Consider the following 18,286-nt stretch of genomic DNA (forward strand, 5'->3'; position numbering starts at 1 on the left):
GGCGCTACAGCTGGTCCGGGTGGCCGGCCGCGCTACAGCTCTTCCATGCCGCGGTCCTTGCGGCGCATGAGGCGGATCTCGGATTCGAAATCGTCGGCGCTCTCGAAAGACTTGTAGACCGACGCGAAGCGGAGGTACGCCACCTCGTCGAGCGCGCGGAGCGGCTCCAGGATTGCGAGACCGATCTCGTTCGACGGGATCTGGGAGCTGCCGTGACTGCGCACGATCTCTTCGACTTCCTGAGCCAGACGCTTCAACGCGTCGTCGGACACGTCGCGTCCTTGGCATGCGCGGCGCACACCGACGATGAGTTTGTCGCGGTCGAATGGTTCGCTAACGCCGTTCCGCTTCACCACCGTAAGGACCGCTTTTTCCATTGTGGTGAACCGTCCGCCGCACACGGTGCATTCACGGCGGCGCCTAATCGCCGCACCTGAGTCGACCAGGCGCGAATCGGAAACTCGGGACGTATCGTTCTGACAAAAAGGGCAGTGCACGAGACTGCATCCTACCCGCTTGTGCCCGCCCTCTTTTAGTGGTGGGAAACTGCGGCGATCTGGGTGCTGGCGTCCTGCGGAGCAAAACCAGCATCCCCACCGGAGAACGCGCCTCCGAACGCGGACCCAACGATGAGCGCCAGGCCGAATAGCGCCCCCATGATCGCGGCGCCGGTCTTCTCGCGGCGAGTTTCGAAACCATTGTCCTTCACTTCGAACGCCTCCGAATGACGACTTCCGATAGGAGTATATTTTCGACTCGTCGGTTCCAGCGTTCGAACATTGACCCCACCACCGACAGTCGTGCGGCGGCGGTCAAGGTCCCACACGTCGGCCGGCTGGATGCGGGAACCCGTCGCGGCAGCGTGAGAATCAGTGCTGTTAGAGCGTGCGATAGAGATAGTCATGAGTTGTTCCCTTCCGTTGTTTGTCTGCGATTCTACGATCCCGGCGAACCATCGAACATTAGCTGTTCGAGTAAATGTTCGATAGCTTCTATGTTCGAGTTATAGCAACCCGCAAAAATTTTGTCTACGCATGCGCCAAATTTTTCGAACAAATTTGCTCATCCGTGGTAGACAAGAGGCACGGGAACCGAACGCCGGGCAGAGTCGTCCAAGTTTGTGAGGGATTTTCACCCGACGCCGCAGACGACGAATATCGAGAAGAAATGAGGACGCACCCACCATGCCGAAGCGAGAAGACAAGAAGCCGGACCTGAAGTCGCTGACTGAACGTCAACGCCGGATCCTGGAAGTCATTCAGGACGCAGTAGTGTTGCGCGGGTACCCGCCAAGCATCCGCGAAATCGGCGACGCCGCAGGTCTTCAATCAACCTCCTCGGTCGCCTACCAGTTGAAAGAACTGGAGAAAAAGGGCTTTCTGCGGCGCGACCCGAACAAACCGCGCGCCGTCGACCTACGCCACTTGCCCGAGACCGCTGGCAGGAAGACACGCAAGGCTGAGCCGACTCCGGAAGATGCGGCCGCGCCGCGCTACATCCCAGTCCTCGGCCAGATAGCGGCCGGCAATCCGATCCTCGCCGAGGAGCACGTCTCCGAATACTTCCCTCTGCCCGAAGAACTCGTCGGCGACGGCGACCTCTACCTCCTCCAGGTCGTGGGCGAATCCATGCGCGACGCCGGAATTCTCGACGGGGACTGGGTCGCCGTCCGCACGCAGCCCGTCGCGGAAGAGGGACAGTTCGTCGCCGCACTTATCGACGGAGAGGCGACCGTCAAGGAGTTCCACAAGGACTCCACCGGTGTGTGGCTCCTCCCGCACAATGATGCGTTTGCCCCCATTAAGGGCGACAATGCGGACATCATGGGCCTGGTCGTTTCCGTTTTTCGTCGCCTCTAACCTCCCCGCCCGGGGGTGAAACGGGCACACCCGGGCACTCTCGGGCTTCATTTCGACGTACGCACATGAATAATAGGGCTCGAACCTAAGCGCCTCGCACGGTCATGCCCGAGGCCCCGGAAGGAAGTGCCCATGTACGCCGAAGAACGGCGCCGCCAGATCGCGTCCCTGACAGCAGTCGAGGGGCGCGTCAACGTCACCGAACTGTCCGAGAAATTCGACGTCACTGCGGAGACGATCCGTCGCGACCTCGCTGTCCTCGACCGCGAAGGCATCGTCCAGCGAGTGCATGGCGGCGCCGTGTCGAGCCAGTCGTATTTGACCACCGAGCTGCCGCTCGACACCAGGTTCCGTTCCGCAACCTCAGCGAAGACAGCGATCGCTAAAGCAGCCTTGAGGTATCTCCCTGAGACCGACGGTTCCGTTTTCCTCGATTCAGGCACGACCATCAACGTCCTTGCCGGCATGATCAAAGACGCGCCCCGCTCCCCGTCGCTGTCGTTCGTGACTAATTCACTGCCCATCGCAGTCGATCTGTCGAGCAACATCGACCTCAATGTTCAGCTCCTCGGCGGGACTGTCCGCGCAATCACCCAGGCCGTCGTGGGCGACACTGCGCTGCGCACACTCGCGCTTTTGCGAGCCGACGTAGCATTCATCGGTACCAATGCCCTCACCGTCGACCACGGCTTATCGACGGCCGACGCCCAGGAAGCTGCCGTGAAATCCGCGATGGTGACCAATGCGCGCAAAGTCGTGGTCCTGTGCGACTCCTCGAAACTGGGAAGCGACTACTTGGTCAGTTTCGCGGCTCTCGACAGCCTGGACGTGGTGATCACGGATGCCGACGCGCCCGACGCGTTCGTCGAGGAGCTGACCGAGCTGGGCGTGGACGTCGTCATCGCAGAGTAGATCGCTACCGTCCCGGACCCCCGCCGCGCTGTGGCCGCACCCCGCCGATCGCCTCCAACTCTCCGCCCATTTTCTTGAGTAATCCAATACAAACGGGCATAATCGGACACTAAGGGGTAGCAATCCCACGTTTTGAGGGATTATTTGCCCCCGGTACCTGATCACCCGCGCTTGCCTGCGCACAAGGTCCAGGAAGGGAATGTCCCGTGATTGTCACTTTCACGGCCAATCCGAGCATCGACGCGACACTGTCCGTCGTCGCGCTCGACCCGGGCGACGTTCTCCGCGTGTCGGAAAGCACCCGCGAGCCGGGAGGCAAAGGCATCAATGTCTCCAACGCTGTGCTGAAGGCCGGCCGCGAGACTATCGCCGTCATCCCCGCGAGCGAGCACGACCCCTTCGTCGCTCTAGCAGGATCGGCCGGTATTCCGCTGCGCACCGTCCGTGTCGACGGCACGGTGCGCACAAATACGACCGTCACCGAGAAAAACGGCCGCACCACGAAGCTCAACGAGCCGGGGGCCGAGCTGACCGACGCCACGCTCAAGGCGCTCGAGACAGAGCTCACCGCCGCCGCATCCGAACCGGGAGCCGAAGCCGCTGTTCTGGCCGGATCTCTCCCCCCGGGCGCCCCGGCGGACTGGTACGCCACACTCGTGCGCGCGCTCCGCGGCGCCAACAGCAACCTGCTCATCGCAGTGGACACCTCCGACGAACCGCTCAAGCAGCTGGGCAAGCGGCTCGAAGGGGCGGCGCCGGACGTTGTCAAGCCGAACGCTTTCGAACTCGGTCAACTCGCGGGCCTCGACGGCGACGAGCTGGAACGCCGTGCGGAAAGCGGCGATCTCGCGGCAGTGATCAACGCGGCGAAGGAGCTCGTCGACAAAGGCATCGGTGAGGTGCTCGTCACCCTCGGCGGCGCCGGCGCATGCCTCGTCACCGCACGCGGCGCATGGCACGCCTCCCCGCCGCCCGCGCAGGTGCGCTCCACCGTCGGCGCAGGCGACAGCTCGCTTGCCGGCTACCTCCTCGCGCGGCTCGGCGGCTCAGACTTCCCGGAAGCCCTGCGCAACGCCGTCGCCTACGGCACCGCGGCCGCCTCCAACCCGGGAACCGAAATCCCCTCCCCCGACGACATCGACCTCGAACGCACCGCCGTGCGTGAACTCTAAGAAAGGCCACATCGTGTCTTCATCCACCATCACTCCGGAGCTCGTCCGGCTCGACACCGATTTCGGTGAAACGCCGGGCGACGTCATCGGGAACCTCGCAAAACTCGTCGCAGGCGCCGGACGCACCAGCGAGCCGAGCACGCTTGCCGACGCCGCCACTGCCCGCGAAGAAAAAGCCGGCACCGGTGTGAACGGCCGCGTCGCCATCCCCCACTGCCGCACGTCCGCAGTGAGTGAGCCGACGCTCGCGTTCGCCCGCCTATCCCACGCAGTCGACTTTGCCGGCCCGGACGGCGACGCCGAACTCGTCTTCCTCATCGCGGCGCCTGAAGGCGGCGGCAAGGAGCACCTGAAGATTTTGTCGAAGCTCGCGCGCGCTCTCGTGCGCAGCGACTTCCTGGACACTCTCCGCAACGCCGCCACACCCGAGGAAGTCGTCGCAGCTGTCAACGTGGTCCTCAACGCCGCGCCGAAGGAGAAAAAGGCCGCGGCCGCCGATACGGCGAAGAAGTCCGCTACTGCGGGTGCCGCAGCCGGCTCCACCGCTGTTGCCGGCGCCCCCAAAACGGAGACGCCGAAGCCGAAGAAGCGCATCGTCGCGGTCACATCCTGCGCGACGGGCATCGCACACACCTACATGGCCGCCGATGCGCTCGAGCAAGCGGCCAACAAGCGCAACGATGTCGAATTGCGCATCGAGCCCCAAGGCTCCTCCGGCGGCGAGCCCGTCGACCCGGATTTCATCGCCTCGGCCGATGCTGTGATCTTCGCCCACGACGTGGCAGTGCGCGACCGCGAGCGTTTCGCCGGCAAGCCCGTCGTTGACAGCCCGGTCAAGCGCGGCATCAACGAGCCGAACATAATGATCGACGAGGCCATCGCCGCCGCCGACAACCCGAACGCACGCCGCGTTCCGGGCGGCGCCGCCGTAGAATCCTCCGGCGAGGCGCAGGGCGACGTCGGCTGGCCGAAACGCATCCAGCAGTCCATCATGACCGGCGTGTCCTACATGGTGCCGTTCGTCGCCGCAGGCGGTCTGCTTCTCGCGCTCGGCTTCCTCATCGGCGGCTACGATGTCGCCGACGGCTGGCAGGTCATTCCACTCGAGTACTCGCCGACGAATTTGCCGGGCAACGACGTGCTTATCGACGGAGAAACCGTCACCTTCGACCGCTCCGGCTGGGCCTTGTACATGGGCGCGGTGCTCTTCGCCATCGGCCAGCTGGCCATGGACTTCGTGGTGGCCGCGCTGTCCGGCTACATCGGCTACGGCATCGCCGGCCGCCCGGGCATCGCGCCGGGCTTTGTCGGCGGCGCGATCTCCGTCATGGTCGGCGCTGGCTTCATCGGCGGCCTGGTCACCGGTCTGCTCGCAGGGTTCATCGCGTACTGGATTGGTTCCTGGAAGGTGCCGCGCTGGCTCGGCTCCCTCATGCCGGTCGTGATCATCCCGCTGCTGACCTCGCTGGCCGTGGGCCTGCTGATGTTCCTGCTGCTCGGCCGCCCGCTCGGCGCGATCATGACGGGTCTGCAGGGCTGGCTGGAGTCGATGAGCGGCTCGTCGGCAGTTCTGCTCGGTGTGATCATCGGCCTGATGATGTGCTTCGACCTCGGCGGCCCGGTGAACAAGGCCGCTTACCTCTTCGGTACTGCCGGCTTGTCCGCCGGCACCGACGCCGCCTACGAGATCATGGCTGCCGTCATGATCTCCGGCATGGTCCCGCCGATCGCTCTGTCCATCGCGACGTTCCTCCGCGCCAAGCTGTTCACCCCTGCCGAGCAGGAGAACGGTAAGTCTGCCTGGCTGCTCGGCCTCTCCTTCGTCTCGGAGGGCGCTATTCCGTTCGCCGCGGCCGACCCGTTCCGCGTCATCCCGTCGATGATGCTCGGAGGCGCCGCAGCTGGCGCGACCTCGATGGCTCTCGGCGTCGGCGCGAAGGCACCACATGGCGGCATCTTCGTCATCTTCGCCTACGAGCCGTGGTGGGGTCTCTTTATCGCCCTGGCAGTCGGCGTGGTCGTCGCGACGATCGCGATCATCGCCGCCAAGCAGCTGTGGCCGAACAAGGCAGTCGAAGAAGCCGCGCAGAAGGCTGACGAGGCCGAGACCGCCGAGGTGGCCGTCGCCTAGCCAGCGCCCGGTATCCGAAAGTCCTTATACTGGCCCCCATAAGCGCACCAACGAAAGGAAAAGCTCAACATGGCTTCCAAGACAGTCAAGGTCGGCTCCACCGTGGGCCTGCACGCCCGCCCCGCAACAGTCATCGCGGAGGCTGCCGGCGAGTACGACGACGACATCATCCTCACCCTCGTCGGCGGCGACGAGGACGATGAAACGGATGCCGCGTCCTCCCTCATGATCATGGCCATGGGCGCCGAGCACGGCGACGAAGTCACCGTCACCTCCGATAACGACGAGGCCGTGGAGAAGATCGCGGCGCTCATCGAGTCCAACCTGGACGACGAGTAAAAAACGTCCGGCCCGTCCAAGCTCCGGCCAAAGTGCCGGAGCTTTTTCGTGTCCGCCTCTAGGTCGGCCCCCTCGGCCCGAACAAAGTGTCCACTGCCGCGTACCGGTGGTAATGGTTGGGCACGAGATACCCGCGGGGCGAGCGCCACCTCGGGGTTCCACGCGCCCGCTCGATGCGGCCGCGTTTCGCGCGCTGCGGGTCGTCGTCGTTGACGCGGTTGTGGTACCTGCACAACGGCGCGAGATTGGCCGCGTTGGTCTCTCCCCCGTTCTTCCACGCAGTGATGTGGTGGATTTCGCACGCATCAGCTCCGTGGCGGCACCCAGGCACCGGGCACACGGGCGAGGATATCCGGGCGAGATCGCGCTGCTTCTGATTCGCCAGGCGCTGCGTCCGGTAGAGATTCACCGGGCCTTCTTGGGGGTGCACGGCGGCGAGCTCGAGTTCCTCCCCCACGCACTGCTGCAAGAACTCTGCACCAGTCATGGTGGTGGCATCCGTGAGGCCGAGGACGATGTCGTCGCCGTCGCCGGCCATGATGCGGCTGAGATCTGGCATCGGCACGAGCACCATTGGCCGCGGCACAGCTTCGGGCACGCCGCCTTTTCTGCCGCGCATGCGGCGCAGGAAATTCTCGAGCAGTTGTGGCGCAGCGGGTTTAGAGGGGTCGATCCCGCGCGTCAGGGCATGCTCGAGGTCGGCGAGATCGCGTTCTTCTGCGGTGACGGTCATCGTGCGGCGTCCGTGCCGGGTTTTCGAGAAGCGCACCTGCTTCTTCGGAGGTTTCGGTTCCTCGCTAATCAACACCTTCGCTTTACGACGAACCGCCTCGTATTCCCCGCTCACCCCCAAAAGTTCGAACCGCAACTCCCACTTCCCGCGGGGATCTTTCACCTTTTTGAGTTGTTTTTCGATCAGTGCGAGCTGGTCGATGCTCATTTTCCGGTTCCGCGCGAGCTGCACAGCGAATCTCTGCTGAGCGGTCCACTTCGTGGCGCCGAAGTAGGTTTCGTGGACGAGCGCCCACTCGTTAATTCGGCGCGGCTGAATGCCGGCGGCCCGGGCGGTCTCGCTGTCGAATTCGGCGATGACGTCGAGGGCGTCGGCTGTCTGGGTGCAGAGAAACGAAGCAAATCTGCTCATACCCCGCACATTAAAGATTGGGGCCGAATCCCGAACGGGAGCGCCTTTCAGGCTGTGGATAACCCCCGTTTTCCACAGGCCCGCACGCTCGCCCAGTGCGCGCGGGGTCGCGGTGTGGTTTATTCGGAGGGTTTGGGCAGCAGGCGGCCTTCGCCGAGGTTCTCGTAGGCCCAGCGCATGACCGGGTACAGCACGATGATGCCGATGGAACCCAGCGCGATGCCCTCGAGGGTGACGTTGCCGATTTCGAAGGTCAGGTTGCCGATGCCCACGATCAGCGCCACCGCCGCCATGGTGAGGTTGACCGGGTTGTTGAAGTCGACCTGATTGTCCTGCCAGATGCGCACGCCCAGCATGCCGATCAGGCCGTAGAGGACCAGGCACGCGCCACCGAGCACTCCGGCGGGAATGGTGAAGATCAACGCACCGAATTTCGGGATGAACGCCAGCAAGATCGCAAAGCACGCCGCGACCCAGTACGCGGCCGTGGAGTAGACGCGGGTGGCGGCCATGACGCCGATGTTCTCGGCGTACGTCGTGGTGCCGGAGCCGCCGAATGCGCCGGCGAGCGTAGTGGCGACACCGTCGCCGACGAGAGCCGGACCGGCGAGGTCGTCAAGGTCGCGGCGGGTCATCTCGGCGACGGCTTTGACGTGGCCGACGTTCTCGGCGATGAGCACGACCAGCACCGGCAGGGTGACAAGGATGGCGGAGAGGTGGAACTCGGGCGTGTGGAAGGTCGGCAGACCGACCCACGGCGCGGCGGCGATCGTCTCGCCCGCGTCTTCTGCCAGGTTGCCGGTCAGCGTGGCGAAGATCCAGCCGGTGACGACGCCGATGAGGATGGACAGGCGGGACGCCATGCCGCGCAGGCACGCCGTGGCGATCAGAATCGCGGCCAGCGTGACCAGGCCGACAGCGGGCTGCGTTTGCGTGTTCGCGACAGCCGTGGGAGCGAGATTCAGGCCGATCAGCGCCACGATCGCACCAGTGACCACGGGCGGCATGACGGCGTCGAGAACACGCTTGCCGGCCCAGCTGACCAGCAGGCCCACACTGATCAGCGCCAGACCGGTGACGAAGATGCCGCCGATCTGCGCGCTGATGCCGTGTTGCTGCGACGCGGTCAGGGGCGCGATGAAGGCGAACGACGACCCCAAATAACTGGGCAGCCGGTTACGGGTGAACAGAAGGAAGATGATGGTGCCCAAACCGGAGAACAGCAGCGTGGTGTTCACCGGGAATCCGGTCAGGGTGGGCACGAGCAGCGTCGCGCCGAACATGGCGATGACGTGCTGCATGCCAATGCCGATCGTGCGCGACCAGCTCAGGCGTTCTTCGGGGGCGACGACAGATCCAGGTTGGATGGTCTTTCCGTCGCCGTGGACGGTCCAGGAGGGAATGAAGCTCACAGGCTCACAAATTTAGCACCGCGCCCAGCTGACACGAAGTCGTCGCGGGCCGCGCCGTAAGCCGGCGACGCCGCCCGGGGCACCGCGTCAGTCGACCACGAACTCGGAGTACTGGTGGAAGAGGACGCGGGGCAGGCGGACGTCGATAAGCGTGCCCTCTTCCTTGTATTCCTCGCTGCGAACGGTGCCTTCTTCATGGAGGCGCGAGACGATGTCGCCGCGCGTGTACGGCACGAGCATTCTCGCGTGCGCGTCGAGGGTGTTGAGGAACATCTCGATGCGGCCTTCGAGCTCCGCGATCCCCTCACCCGTGCGCGCGGAGACGAAGACGACGTCGCGCTTCGAATCGGCGAACGAGTGGCGCAGCTCGGCCAGCACCACCGGGTCCGCCTGGTCGATCTTGTTCACGACGACGATCTCCGGCGGAATCTCCTCGCCGGTGTCGCGCGTGATCTCGGCGAGAACGTCGTTGACCGCCTGGATCTGCTTCAGCGGGAACGGGTCGGAACCGTCGACGACGTGGAGCATCAGGTCCGCACCGGCGACTTCCTCGAGGGTGGACTTGAACGCTTCGACGAGCTGCGTGGGCAGGTGGCGCACGAAACCGACGGTGTCGGTGAGCACGACGGAACGGCCGTCAGCGAGCTCCGCCTTGCGTGTCGACGGATCCAGCGTCGCGAACAACGCGTCCTCCACCAGCACGCCCGCATCCGTCATCGCGTTGATCAGCGACGACTTGCCGGCGTTGGTGTAGCCCGCGATGGCGATCTTCGGAATCGTCGAGCGCTGCCTTTGCGCGCGCTTGACGTCGCGGGCTGTCTTCATGCCCGCCAACTCGCGGCGCAGCTTCGCCATCTCGGAGCGCAGGCGGCGGCGGTCCGCCTCGATGCGCGTCTCGCCGGGGCCGCGCAGACCAACGCCGCCGTTGGAGCCAGCGCGACCACCCGCCTGGCGCGACAGGTTGCCGCCCCAGCCGCGGGTGCGCGTGTACAGGTACTCCATCTGTGCGAGGCTGACCTGCGCCTTGCCCTCCTTCGACTTCGCGTGCTGGGCGAAAATGTCCAGAATGAGCATGGTGCGGTCGATGACCTTGACTTTGAGCGCTTCCTCGAGCGCCACCATCTGACCGGGCGAGAGCTCGCCGTCGCACACCACGGTGTCGGCGCCGGTCGCGTGCACGATGTCGCGCAGCTCGCTGACCTTGCCCGAGCCGATGTAGGTGCCCGGGTCCGGCTTGTCGCGCTTCTGGTAGAGCATGTCCACGACGTCGGCGCCGGCGGTCTCGGCCAACGCAGCTAGCTCATTCATGTTCGCCTCGACTTCGGCGATGGTCCCCTCGGTCCACATGCCGACCAGGATGACCTGCTCGAGGCGCAGCTTGCGGTACTCGACCTCGTAGATGTCCTCGTGGTCTTCGGAGCGGATCTCGGTGTCGCGGGTGACGCGTCGAAAAGCGTTGCGCTCAGCGAGATCCAGCGAGCCGACCGTCGGGTCCGTGCTCTCGTGCGCGGCGGGCGGCGCGTGGTCGCGGAATGCTTCCGCGAGAAGTGCGTCGTGAGCCGAATCCTCGTGTGGTTCGGCGGAAAAACGGGAAAAAGGTTTCGTCATTGAGTCCTTATTGTCACATGCCTGCATGTCCAGGCAAAGAAACACCTGCCCACTGCGCAACCCCGTGCAGCGGGGGATTGTTCCCTTCGCGCCCTCCGGCACTAGACTCGGGACCTATGAGTGAGACGATCACGACAGATCTTTCCAGCATTGGCATGGGCTATTCGCGGTGGCAGGACGCCGTGGAAGCCGCAATCGCGTCGAATCAGCTCGCGGTGACGGGCGAGGTGCGCGGAGGCCAGTTGATCCAGTTCTCGGACCCGTCGGGCGCGCAGCTGAATATTCTCGCGGTCGAGCCGTTCGCGACATTCGCCGGATTCGATTCCACAACTCGCACGTACGCGCATGTCACGATGCTCAACGACGTCGTCGGCCTGTGCGATGTCGTCGATCCGGTGGGCAACGCGATCGCGTCCGTCACGGCTAATATCGCGCAGGGGCCGTTGCTTGTCGACGAATCCACCCTCCAGTGGCAAGAAATGGGCTTCACCGCCCTGGCGATTGACGCGCGGCACTACGGCAGCGTCGACGAGTACCTCGCCGCCACCGGCGCGACTCTGGGCACGGTCGTCTCGGAGGGAGCCGAGCGCGTCAATTCCGGCGCAGCCGCTGCCCCGGACGCCGCCGCATCGTTTTCCGCCCGCGTCTTGGAAGCGGAGTACCGCACCAACACGCTGACCGGCGAGCGCTTCGTCCACGTCTCCGTCGACGCCGCGTTCCCCTTCGACGTGGTGCTCCCCGACACCGGCGCCGAGCTGCCGGAGCGCAATTCCGTCATCGCGGGCACTGCCGTGCTGGCCGGCCAAGTCGCAATGGCCGCCGGGTGCGGATGTGGCGGCGGCGGAAGCTGCGGCTGCGGCGGCCACTAAAGCCCGCGGGTTGCCGGGCACGAACACCTCAGCGAGCGGAGCAGACGATGGCCGGGACAAACCGCAGCAGAGAGTCGGCGATTTGGCTGACGCTCGCGCTCGTCGTCGCAATTTTACTGGGCACGCGGCTAGGGGTACCGGGGCTGATCCTCGGAATTGTTCTAGCTGCGGCGGCGTTCGTGGCGTACCGCGCCAACACGGTCGACCCTGAAGTCGAGGCGCTGCGCTCCTCTCTCCGCGTCGCCCGGGACGATATCGCCGAGGTAGTCGCGGAGTACGAGGATTTCGCGTCGGGCACCAGCACAGACGCGCTCGCGGAGCGCACGCTCACCTACCGGGCGTTGGCGACCCCGCACAGCGATATTCCGGCGATCGAGGATTTCCATCTGCGGCTCGGGTCGTCGCGGCGTTTCCTCGCTCGGGTTGACACGCATTTGCACAACAACGACTTGGACCGCCACGCGCTGGAGCGGATGATCAATATCGCGGACCAGCGCGCTCTCGACCTCGCGCAGTCGTGGGCCGACGCCCGCCGCGCCGCGCGCAGGCTCGGCCCCGCTTAACGTTTTCCGCTTATCGACGAAGCGCCCCCAGCTCCACCTCTCCCCTCCCCACGATGACCGATGGTCCCGTCATAGTGGCTACCCCGTCCTCGATGGCGATGGTCAAGGTGCCTCCCGGGACGTGGACGGTGACGGAGCCGTGCTCGATGCCGGCGTCGGCAAGCGCGGCGCGTGCCGCGGCGACGGTGCCGGTGCCGCAGGAGCGGGTCTCCCCCACGCCGCGCTCCCACACCCGCATGTGGACTGCGCCGCCGGTCATTTCCGTGAGGATTTCCACGTTGACGCCTGCAGGGAAGAACTCGTGGTCGAAGGCCGGCTGAACGAATTTCATGGCGGCGAGCTCGTCCGGCGTCAGTCCCGGGATCACCGCGGCGAGATGCGGGTTGCCCACATCCACGCCGAGGCCCGCAAAGTCGAACTCGCCCATGCGCGCTGTAGATACGCCGGTGACCTCGACGCGCCCCATGCCCACTTCCACCTCAGCGCTCGCCGGGCCGTGCGGTCCGTCCCCGGTCAGCTCCCGGATGATGATGTGCTTGGTTCCCGCGCGGGTGGCCACGTCGAATTCGCGTGCCGTCTCCAGCCCCTGGGCCGCGAGCACGTGGGCGAAAACACGGATGCCGTTGCCGCACATCTCGGCGATCGAGCCGTCGGCGTTGCGGTAATCCATGAACCAGCGGGGCGACTCAGTCGACGACGGATCGTTCCGGACAATGCGCAGGAGCCCGTCGCCGCCGATGCCGGCGCGACGGTCGCACAGGGAAGCCGCAAGGTCGCCAGTGAGGACGCCTAGGTCCTCGAGCTGATCGTCGACGTCGATAAGCACGACGAAGTCGTTTTCGGTGCCGTGTGCCTTGATGAACGGCAGGGAGGACAAGTGCGGTTCGGTTTCGTTGCTGTCGGTGCTCACGCCAGCGAGTCTAGCGCGGCCCGCAGCAGCTTCTCCGGGGCCTGGTCCGCGTCGATCCACGCGATGCGTTTGTCGCGGTTGAACCAGGACCGCTGGCGCCGAACGTAACGGCGGGTGCCGGCGACGGTGGACTCCACTGCTTCTTCGAGGGAGCACTTTTCGGCGAGGTAGTCGAGCACCTGCGCGTAACCGATGGCGCGGCCGGCGGTGGAATCGGGGGTGAGGCCGGCGTCGATAAGCGTGCGCACTTCGTCGACGAAGCCTCGGTCAAACATGAGCTGGGTACGTTTTTCGATGCGCGGGTTGAGCCATTCGGCATTCGTGCGCAGGCCGATGATCCGGGTGCCCCACCGCGGCGGGGCGTCTTTCGGCGGCTGGGACGCCTGGAACGGTTTGCCGGTCAGCTCGATGACCTCGAGCGCGCGGACCGTGCGGCGCGGGTCGTTGTCCTCGATGATGCCCGCCGCCTGCGGATCGACCTCGGCGAGCTCCGCGTGGAGGGCCTGCACGCCGATCTCGGCCTGGCGCGCTTCGTACTTGGCGCGGACGGCGGGGTCGGTGGGAGGGAACTGCCAGTTGTCGATGAGCGACTGCACGTACATCATCGACCCGCCCACGAGGATCGGGACCGCTCCGCGCGCGGCGATCTCCTCGACTTCGGCCACCGCGCGGGCCTGGTACTCGGCGACCGACGCTGTGCGCGTGACCTCCCAGATATCGAGCAGGTGGTGCGGGATGCCGCCGCGCTCTGCGGGCGGGAGCTTGGCGGTGCCGATGTCCATGCCGCGGTAGAGCTGCATCGAATCGACGTTGACCACTTCCCCGCCGAGCTCGCGCGCGAGAGCGATGCCGAGGTCCGATTTACCGGACGCCGTCGGGCCGACGACCGCGACGGGAGTGACGGGAAGCTCAGGCATGGTCCACCTGCCATACGGCGACGAAACGCCCCACGCCGCGCGTCGCGTCCGCGGCGATGAGCTGCTGCCGCGCGGCCTCCAGCGCGGCGAGCTCGTGCCACAGTGCGGGCTCAACGACACCGTACGTTTCCAGGTCGTCCGGCAACGTGTCCTTGCCGTCCAGGAAACGCGCCATCTGCTCGTGCGCTTCGGGCGCGCCGTCGACGAGCGCGAGCGGCGCGCGCGGCGTCAACCCAGCTGAACCGTCGAGGACGACCACGGTGAGCGCCCGCGGATCAAACGGCGCGGTGGCCCCACGCGAATCCGTCACGCGCGACTCCGCGCCCCCCAGGACGTACCGCGCGACGAGCTCCGCCAGGAAACTCCCGCCGCCCACCGTGACCTGCGGTGCGCCCCACGCCGCGAACGAGCCCGTGTGCTCCGTGCGCCACCGTGCGTCGCGCGAACCGACGATGTGGATCTCGCGCGTATCGTGCGCAGTCAACTCGCGGATCGCTCGCACAATTTCCTGCCCGGCAACATCGTTCGGCGCGAGCTCCGCCACCAGCGCCGGCGAGCCCGGCACGACGCACACATTGAACTGATTCACGCCCACCACCCTAACCAGCGCCCCCGGTCGCGCGCGCAAACGGTTCCATCGGCTGACATCGGGGTGCGGGGGCCGGTAAAGTCTTCAAGCATTACGGCAGCCGTGTCGCGCGGCACACACATGAAAGGACAGGCACACCATGACGCAGCCCCCTACCGACGGCCAGAATCCGAAGCCGGCACCTTCGCCAGGAGCGATGCCGTCGAGGGCACCGAAGCCCGGTCCGCGGCCGGGGGCACGTCCAGTGCAGGCTGGCGCGTCTACGCCGTCGCCGGTGCCCGCGACTCCGGCCGCACCCGTCGACACTGCCGCGGCGAAGAAATTCGGGCGCGTCGACGAGGACGGCACTGTCTATGTGACCCGCGGCGGCGCCGAACGCGCCGTCGGTTCGTGGCAGGCCGGCACCCCGGAGGAAGGCCTCGAGCACTTCGCGCAGCGCTTCGGCGACCTGTCCACCGAGGTCGGTCTGCTGGAAAACCGCCTCGCGGCGCGCCCGGAGGACGCTAATTCCGTGCGCACTCAGGCGCAGCAGCTCATCGACTCGCTCGACGAGCAGGCCATCGTTGGGGACCTCGATGCACTGGAGACCCGCCTGAAAGAGCTTCTCGGCCAGGCCGACATCGCCGGCGAGAAGGCTAAGGAAGCGAAGGAAGCCCGCCGCGCCGACGCGATCCAGCGCAAGGAAGCGCTCGCCGCCGAGGCCGAGGACATCGCCGCGAACTCCACCGAATGGAAGGCCGCCGGCGACCGCATCCGCGCGATCCTGGACGAGTGGAAGACGATCCGCGGCATCGACCGCAAGACGGACGACGCGCTGTGGAAGCGCTACTCGAAGGCGCGCGACTCGTTCAACCGCCGCCGCGGCGCCCACTTCGCCGAGCTCGACCGCGGCCGCGCCGCCGCGAAAGCAGCCAAGGAAGACATCATCGAGCGCGCCGAGAAGATCAAGGACTCCACCGACTGGGGTGAGACCGCCCGCGCGTTTAGCGACCTGATGAAGGAGTGGAAGGCCGCCGGCCGCGCGCCCCGCGATGTCGACGACAAGCTGTGGGAGCGATTCCGCGCCGCGCAGGACCACTTCTTCGCCGCGCGCAATGCGGTCAACGACGAGCGCGACCGCGAGTTCGAGGCCAACGCGAAGGCGAAGGACGAGCTCATCGCCGAATACGGCCCGCTGATCGACCCGGAGAAGGGACTCGGCGCCGCGAAGTCCAAGCTGCGCGAGCTGCAGGACAAGTGGGATGAGATCGGTTTCGTTCCGCGCGGAAAGATTCGCGAGTACGAGGACAAGATCGGCGAGATCGAGCAGCGCGTCTCCGATGCCGAGGAGAAGCAGTGGCGCAAGCAGAACCCGGTCCAGCAGGACAAGGCGAACCAGTTCCAGGTCAAGGCGGACGATTTCCGCGCCAAGGCTGAGGCCGCCGAGGCGAAGGGCGACGCGGCGAAGGCCGCGGAGCTGCGCGCGCAGGCCGAGCAGTGGCAGGAGTTCGCGGACGTCGCGGCGAAAGCGCTCGACGACTAGTTTGCAGCCGCTCCTTTACTCCCCGGCCAGCCGCGACGCGGACGAGGTCGCCGGGGCCTACGCGTTTTCCGCGACGCTCGCGATTCAGGACATCACCGGCGACGCGCATTCGGGCTTGACTGCATCGCACATGACGAAGCGCCTCGAGGGCTCCGCCGAGTCCGACGCGCTCTTGTTCGCGCTCACCAACGTGCGCGCGCCGCGTCCGCTCGGCCCGCGCGGCTACCCGGAAATCGGCGTCGACGACCTGGCCGATATCGAGGCGTGGGTCTTCGTCTCGTTGCCGCTGCTCGAAGACACGTCCATCATCGAAGCAGCCTTCACGCTCGACGCCGCCATCGCCCCACTGCCCGGCGAGCCCGTCCCGGAAGAGCCGTGGGTAAGTGCTTTATCGCTTATCGACGCCTTATCCCACTCCCTATCCCGCCCCACCCGCCACGTCTGGGAGACCCACGCCCCCGACGCCGACTCCCCCGCCGCCGATTTTCTCGCATCCGCCGGGTACGCACCCGCCTACCGGGAGGAGCAGGCGACATTCGCGGTCGACGCTGCCGCTCGCGTTGCATCTGCGGTTGCTTCCGGCACTGATGCCGGCCAGAACTCCGTGACCGCGCACCTTCCCGTCGACTCGATCGACGTGGTCTTCAACAACGAGATCTCCGAGGCCGACCTCGCCTTATTCCGGGCACTGCTCACCGCCGCGTCCGAGGGGTACCCGCGCGGAGACCTGCGGCTCGACACCGTGGAATGGACTGAAGACCGCCTCCGCGACGCGCAAGCACGCCTGCTCGACCGCGGCGGCAACCAGTACACCGCCATCGCTTACGGCACCGGTCCGGGCGGCGAGCGCGCTGCAGTCGGTCTCGCCGAAGCCGTCTACTACGACGCCGACGACGACTCGCTCATCGAACTCGGCCTCGTCTACGTTCTGCCCGCCTACCGCCGTGCGGGCGTAGGCACTGCCCTAGTGGAATCTGCGTTGGCCGCCGCGAAGAGCCGGTGGGAGGGGGTGGAGACGGGGTACAGCTCGCATCCGTCGATAAGCGATGCCGCGCAAGCGATGTGCACCCGCAACGGCGCTGCCGCGATCTCCGCGACGACCGCCTGGCAACGCACGAGCTAATCGACGGCGAAACACTCCGGGTTCTCCGCGTCGTAGTGCACCGTCACCGTCTGGTTGAGGCGCGGATTCTTCACCGCATTCGACGCGGACGCGGTGACTGCGCGCCCCTCGGCAGTGGTGAACTCGACCACCTCGAAGGTGCGGGTCGCGTACTGCTGGATCTCGCCCGAGAACATCTGCCTGCGCTTCTCCACATCGACGGCGCGTCCGTGAGTCTCGATGCCACTACCGCGCAGATCATTTGCTTCACGCGTGCGGAATGACCGTGTAAAAGCAATCACACCGACAATCACAACGACGACGAGGAGCGAAACAACGATGGTGGTAGCACTCATGCCTTGAGTATCCTCTGCCGGGACGCTCTCCAACCACCGTATTCTCCGTTATGTGTGTCACTTCGGGTCAGGGCCAGCAGCGCATTTCTCCGGTTCCTCGGGGTCGTAGAGAACACCTCATGGGGGGCGACAAGTCAATTCATCCCAAGCTCGGCGTGACGGAGCCGCTCGGTCAAGCTCGCCGACGCCAGCGAAAAAGAATAACCCACTATCCTTTCACCCCTGCCCGAGCGGCGGTAGGTTAGCGCCCTTCGTCGCGGCGGTGACGCTGGGCGGCGCGGGCACGGCGGTCGTCGATAAGCGTGCCTGCGTTCTCGGCGCGACGGACGGACTGGCGGCCGGCGTCGGCTTGGGCATCGGCGACAGGGTTGAAGTCCGTGTGCTCGCGGCGCAGCGCCTCCATCTTCTGCTGCTCCGGGTCGCGGCGCATCCATGCGGCGGTGAGCAGCGGCACGGCGACGATGACGCACGCGATGGCGAGATACATGCCGGCGCCGGTGGAATCAGCGGTGTTGCCGGTCTGGCGCAGCCAGAGTCCGAGCAACGCCGCGACGAGTGAGACGCAGCCGGCCATCCACGCGAACAGGGCGAAGGTGGTGCGGCGCATGATCACTAACAACAGCGTGAACACGGCAAGGCAGAGGAACGACAGGAGCGCGAAGACGCGCTCCCCGATCGCTACGTCGACGCCGTCGGGCTCGGTGAAGGTGAGCATCTGCCACCCAGCGGCATCGCCGGCAAACGGCAAGAACAACGACGCGGCGTAGACTGCCGCCGCAGCGGCCAGGACCCAACGCCGGGCTCCGAGGTCGACGGTGCCGGCGCGTTGCTTCTCGAGGGAAGCGAGGTCGGGGTTGGGGGTGGCGTCGTCAAGCATGTTG

At 66.1% G+C, this 18,286-nt stretch carries 19 protein-coding genes; 9 read left to right on the top strand and 10 right to left on the bottom strand.

Annotated features, from left to right (window positions below; translation table 11 throughout):
- Nucleotides 1–32: 32 nt before the first annotated feature.
- A complete protein-coding gene (gene nrdR / locus CAPP_RS06930) occupies nt 33–497 on the bottom strand; it encodes a transcriptional regulator NrdR (protein WP_076598860.1) in 465 nt (154 codons plus the stop codon).
- A 35-nt stretch (nt 498–532) separates the two neighbouring features.
- Nucleotides 533–904, bottom strand: a complete 372-nt coding sequence (locus tag CAPP_RS06935) for a hypothetical protein (RefSeq protein WP_143313847.1) — start codon at nt 902–904, stop codon at nt 533–535.
- 280 nt (nt 905–1,184) lie between these two features.
- Here CAPP_RS06935 and lexA point away from each other — a divergent pair, with 280 nt between their 5' ends.
- The 5 genes from lexA (at nt 1,185) to CAPP_RS06960 (ending at nt 6,413) form a co-directional block, all read left to right on the top strand.
- Nucleotides 1,185–1,859: a transcriptional repressor LexA gene (lexA, locus tag CAPP_RS06940; RefSeq protein WP_234958772.1), complete on the top strand. Its 675-nt coding sequence runs from the start codon at nt 1,185–1,187 to the stop codon at nt 1,857–1,859.
- Nucleotides 1,860–1,991: 132 nt separating this feature from the next.
- On the top strand, nt 1,992–2,771 hold the full coding sequence (sugR, locus tag CAPP_RS06945) for a transcriptional regulator SugR (protein WP_076598858.1): 780 nt from the start codon (nt 1,992–1,994) through the stop codon (nt 2,769–2,771).
- A 206-nt stretch (nt 2,772–2,977) separates the two neighbouring features.
- The gene (locus CAPP_RS06950) at nt 2,978–3,943 is read left to right on the top strand and encodes a 1-phosphofructokinase family hexose kinase (protein ID WP_076598857.1); all 966 of its coding nucleotides are present in this window, start codon (nt 2,978–2,980) and stop codon (nt 3,941–3,943) included.
- Nucleotides 3,944–3,956: 13 nt separating this feature from the next.
- The gene (locus CAPP_RS06955) at nt 3,957–6,074 is read left to right on the top strand and encodes a PTS fructose transporter subunit IIABC (protein WP_076598923.1); all 2,118 of its coding nucleotides are present in this window, start codon (nt 3,957–3,959) and stop codon (nt 6,072–6,074) included.
- A 69-nt stretch (nt 6,075–6,143) separates the two neighbouring features.
- Complete coding sequence (locus tag CAPP_RS06960) at nt 6,144–6,413, top strand: HPr family phosphocarrier protein (protein WP_076598856.1); 270 nt, start codon at nt 6,144–6,146, stop codon at nt 6,411–6,413.
- A 58-nt stretch (nt 6,414–6,471) separates the two neighbouring features.
- Here CAPP_RS06960 and CAPP_RS06965 read toward each other — a convergent pair whose 3' ends face one another.
- From CAPP_RS06965 to hflX, 3 genes are all read right to left on the bottom strand, one after another.
- Nucleotides 6,472–7,557, bottom strand: coding sequence for an HNH endonuclease signature motif containing protein (locus CAPP_RS06965; RefSeq protein ID WP_076598855.1), 1,086 nt, complete (start codon nt 7,555–7,557; stop codon nt 6,472–6,474).
- A gap of 119 nt (nt 7,558–7,676) precedes the next feature.
- Complete coding sequence (locus CAPP_RS06970) at nt 7,677–8,969, bottom strand: uracil-xanthine permease family protein (protein ID WP_076598854.1); 1,293 nt, start codon at nt 8,967–8,969, stop codon at nt 7,677–7,679.
- A gap of 87 nt (nt 8,970–9,056) precedes the next feature.
- A complete protein-coding gene (hflX, locus tag CAPP_RS06975) occupies nt 9,057–10,577 on the bottom strand; it encodes a GTPase HflX (protein WP_076598853.1) in 1,521 nt (506 codons plus the stop codon).
- Nucleotides 10,578–10,705: 128 nt separating this feature from the next.
- Here hflX and CAPP_RS06980 point away from each other — a divergent pair, with 128 nt between their 5' ends.
- Together CAPP_RS06980 and CAPP_RS06985 are read left to right on the top strand one after the other, a co-directional pair.
- Nucleotides 10,706–11,446: a hypothetical protein gene (locus CAPP_RS06980; RefSeq protein WP_076598922.1), complete on the top strand. Its 741-nt coding sequence runs from the start codon at nt 10,706–10,708 to the stop codon at nt 11,444–11,446.
- A gap of 47 nt (nt 11,447–11,493) precedes the next feature.
- Nucleotides 11,494–12,009: a hypothetical protein gene (locus CAPP_RS06985; RefSeq protein ID WP_076598852.1), complete on the top strand. Its 516-nt coding sequence runs from the start codon at nt 11,494–11,496 to the stop codon at nt 12,007–12,009.
- 10 nt (nt 12,010–12,019) lie between these two features.
- Here the strand turns inward: CAPP_RS06985 and dapF are convergent, their stop codons facing one another.
- Genes dapF through CAPP_RS07000 form a run of 3 tightly spaced genes read right to left on the bottom strand, consistent with a single transcriptional unit; the run spans nt 12,020 to nt 14,425 of the window.
- A complete protein-coding gene (gene dapF, locus CAPP_RS06990; RefSeq protein ID WP_234958770.1) occupies nt 12,020–12,919 on the bottom strand; it encodes a diaminopimelate epimerase in 900 nt (299 codons plus the stop codon).
- Complete coding sequence (gene miaA, locus CAPP_RS06995) at nt 12,916–13,836, bottom strand: tRNA (adenosine(37)-N6)-dimethylallyltransferase MiaA (protein ID WP_076598851.1); 921 nt, start codon at nt 13,834–13,836, stop codon at nt 12,916–12,918. Before miaA ends, dapF begins: the two co-directional genes overlap by 4 nt.
- Nucleotides 13,829–14,425 carry a hypothetical protein gene (locus CAPP_RS07000; protein ID WP_076598920.1) on the bottom strand — a complete coding sequence of 199 codons (597 nt, stop codon included), beginning with the start codon at nt 14,423–14,425 and terminating at the stop codon, nt 13,829–13,831. Before CAPP_RS07000 ends, miaA begins: the two co-directional genes overlap by 8 nt.
- Nucleotides 14,426–14,621: 196 nt before the next feature.
- Here CAPP_RS07000 and CAPP_RS07005 point away from each other — a divergent pair, with 196 nt between their 5' ends.
- Both CAPP_RS07005 and CAPP_RS07010 read left to right on the top strand, forming a co-directional pair.
- Complete coding sequence (locus CAPP_RS07005; RefSeq protein WP_234958789.1) at nt 14,622–15,947, top strand: DUF349 domain-containing protein; 1,326 nt, start codon at nt 14,622–14,624, stop codon at nt 15,945–15,947.
- A 1-nt stretch (nt 15,948) separates the two neighbouring features.
- Complete coding sequence (locus CAPP_RS07010) at nt 15,949–17,070, top strand: GNAT family N-acetyltransferase (RefSeq protein WP_076598849.1); 1,122 nt, start codon at nt 15,949–15,951, stop codon at nt 17,068–17,070.
- On the opposite strand, the gene CAPP_RS07015 is transcribed toward CAPP_RS07010, so the two are convergent.
- Nucleotides 17,067–17,405, bottom strand: a complete 339-nt coding sequence (locus CAPP_RS07015; RefSeq protein ID WP_076598848.1) for a DUF3592 domain-containing protein — start codon at nt 17,403–17,405, stop codon at nt 17,067–17,069. The two genes, CAPP_RS07010 and CAPP_RS07015, sit on opposite strands and share 4 nt — an antisense overlap.
- 241 nt (nt 17,406–17,646) lie before the next feature.
- Entirely contained in the window at nt 17,647–18,282 is a 636-nt protein-coding gene (locus CAPP_RS07020; RefSeq protein ID WP_076598919.1) for an Rv2732c family membrane protein, read from the bottom strand.
- Between the last annotated feature and the right edge of the window lie 4 nt (nt 18,283–18,286).

Source organism: Corynebacterium appendicis CIP 107643 (assembly GCF_030408415.1).
Classification (GTDB): domain Bacteria; phylum Actinomycetota; class Actinomycetes; order Mycobacteriales; family Mycobacteriaceae; genus Corynebacterium; species Corynebacterium appendicis.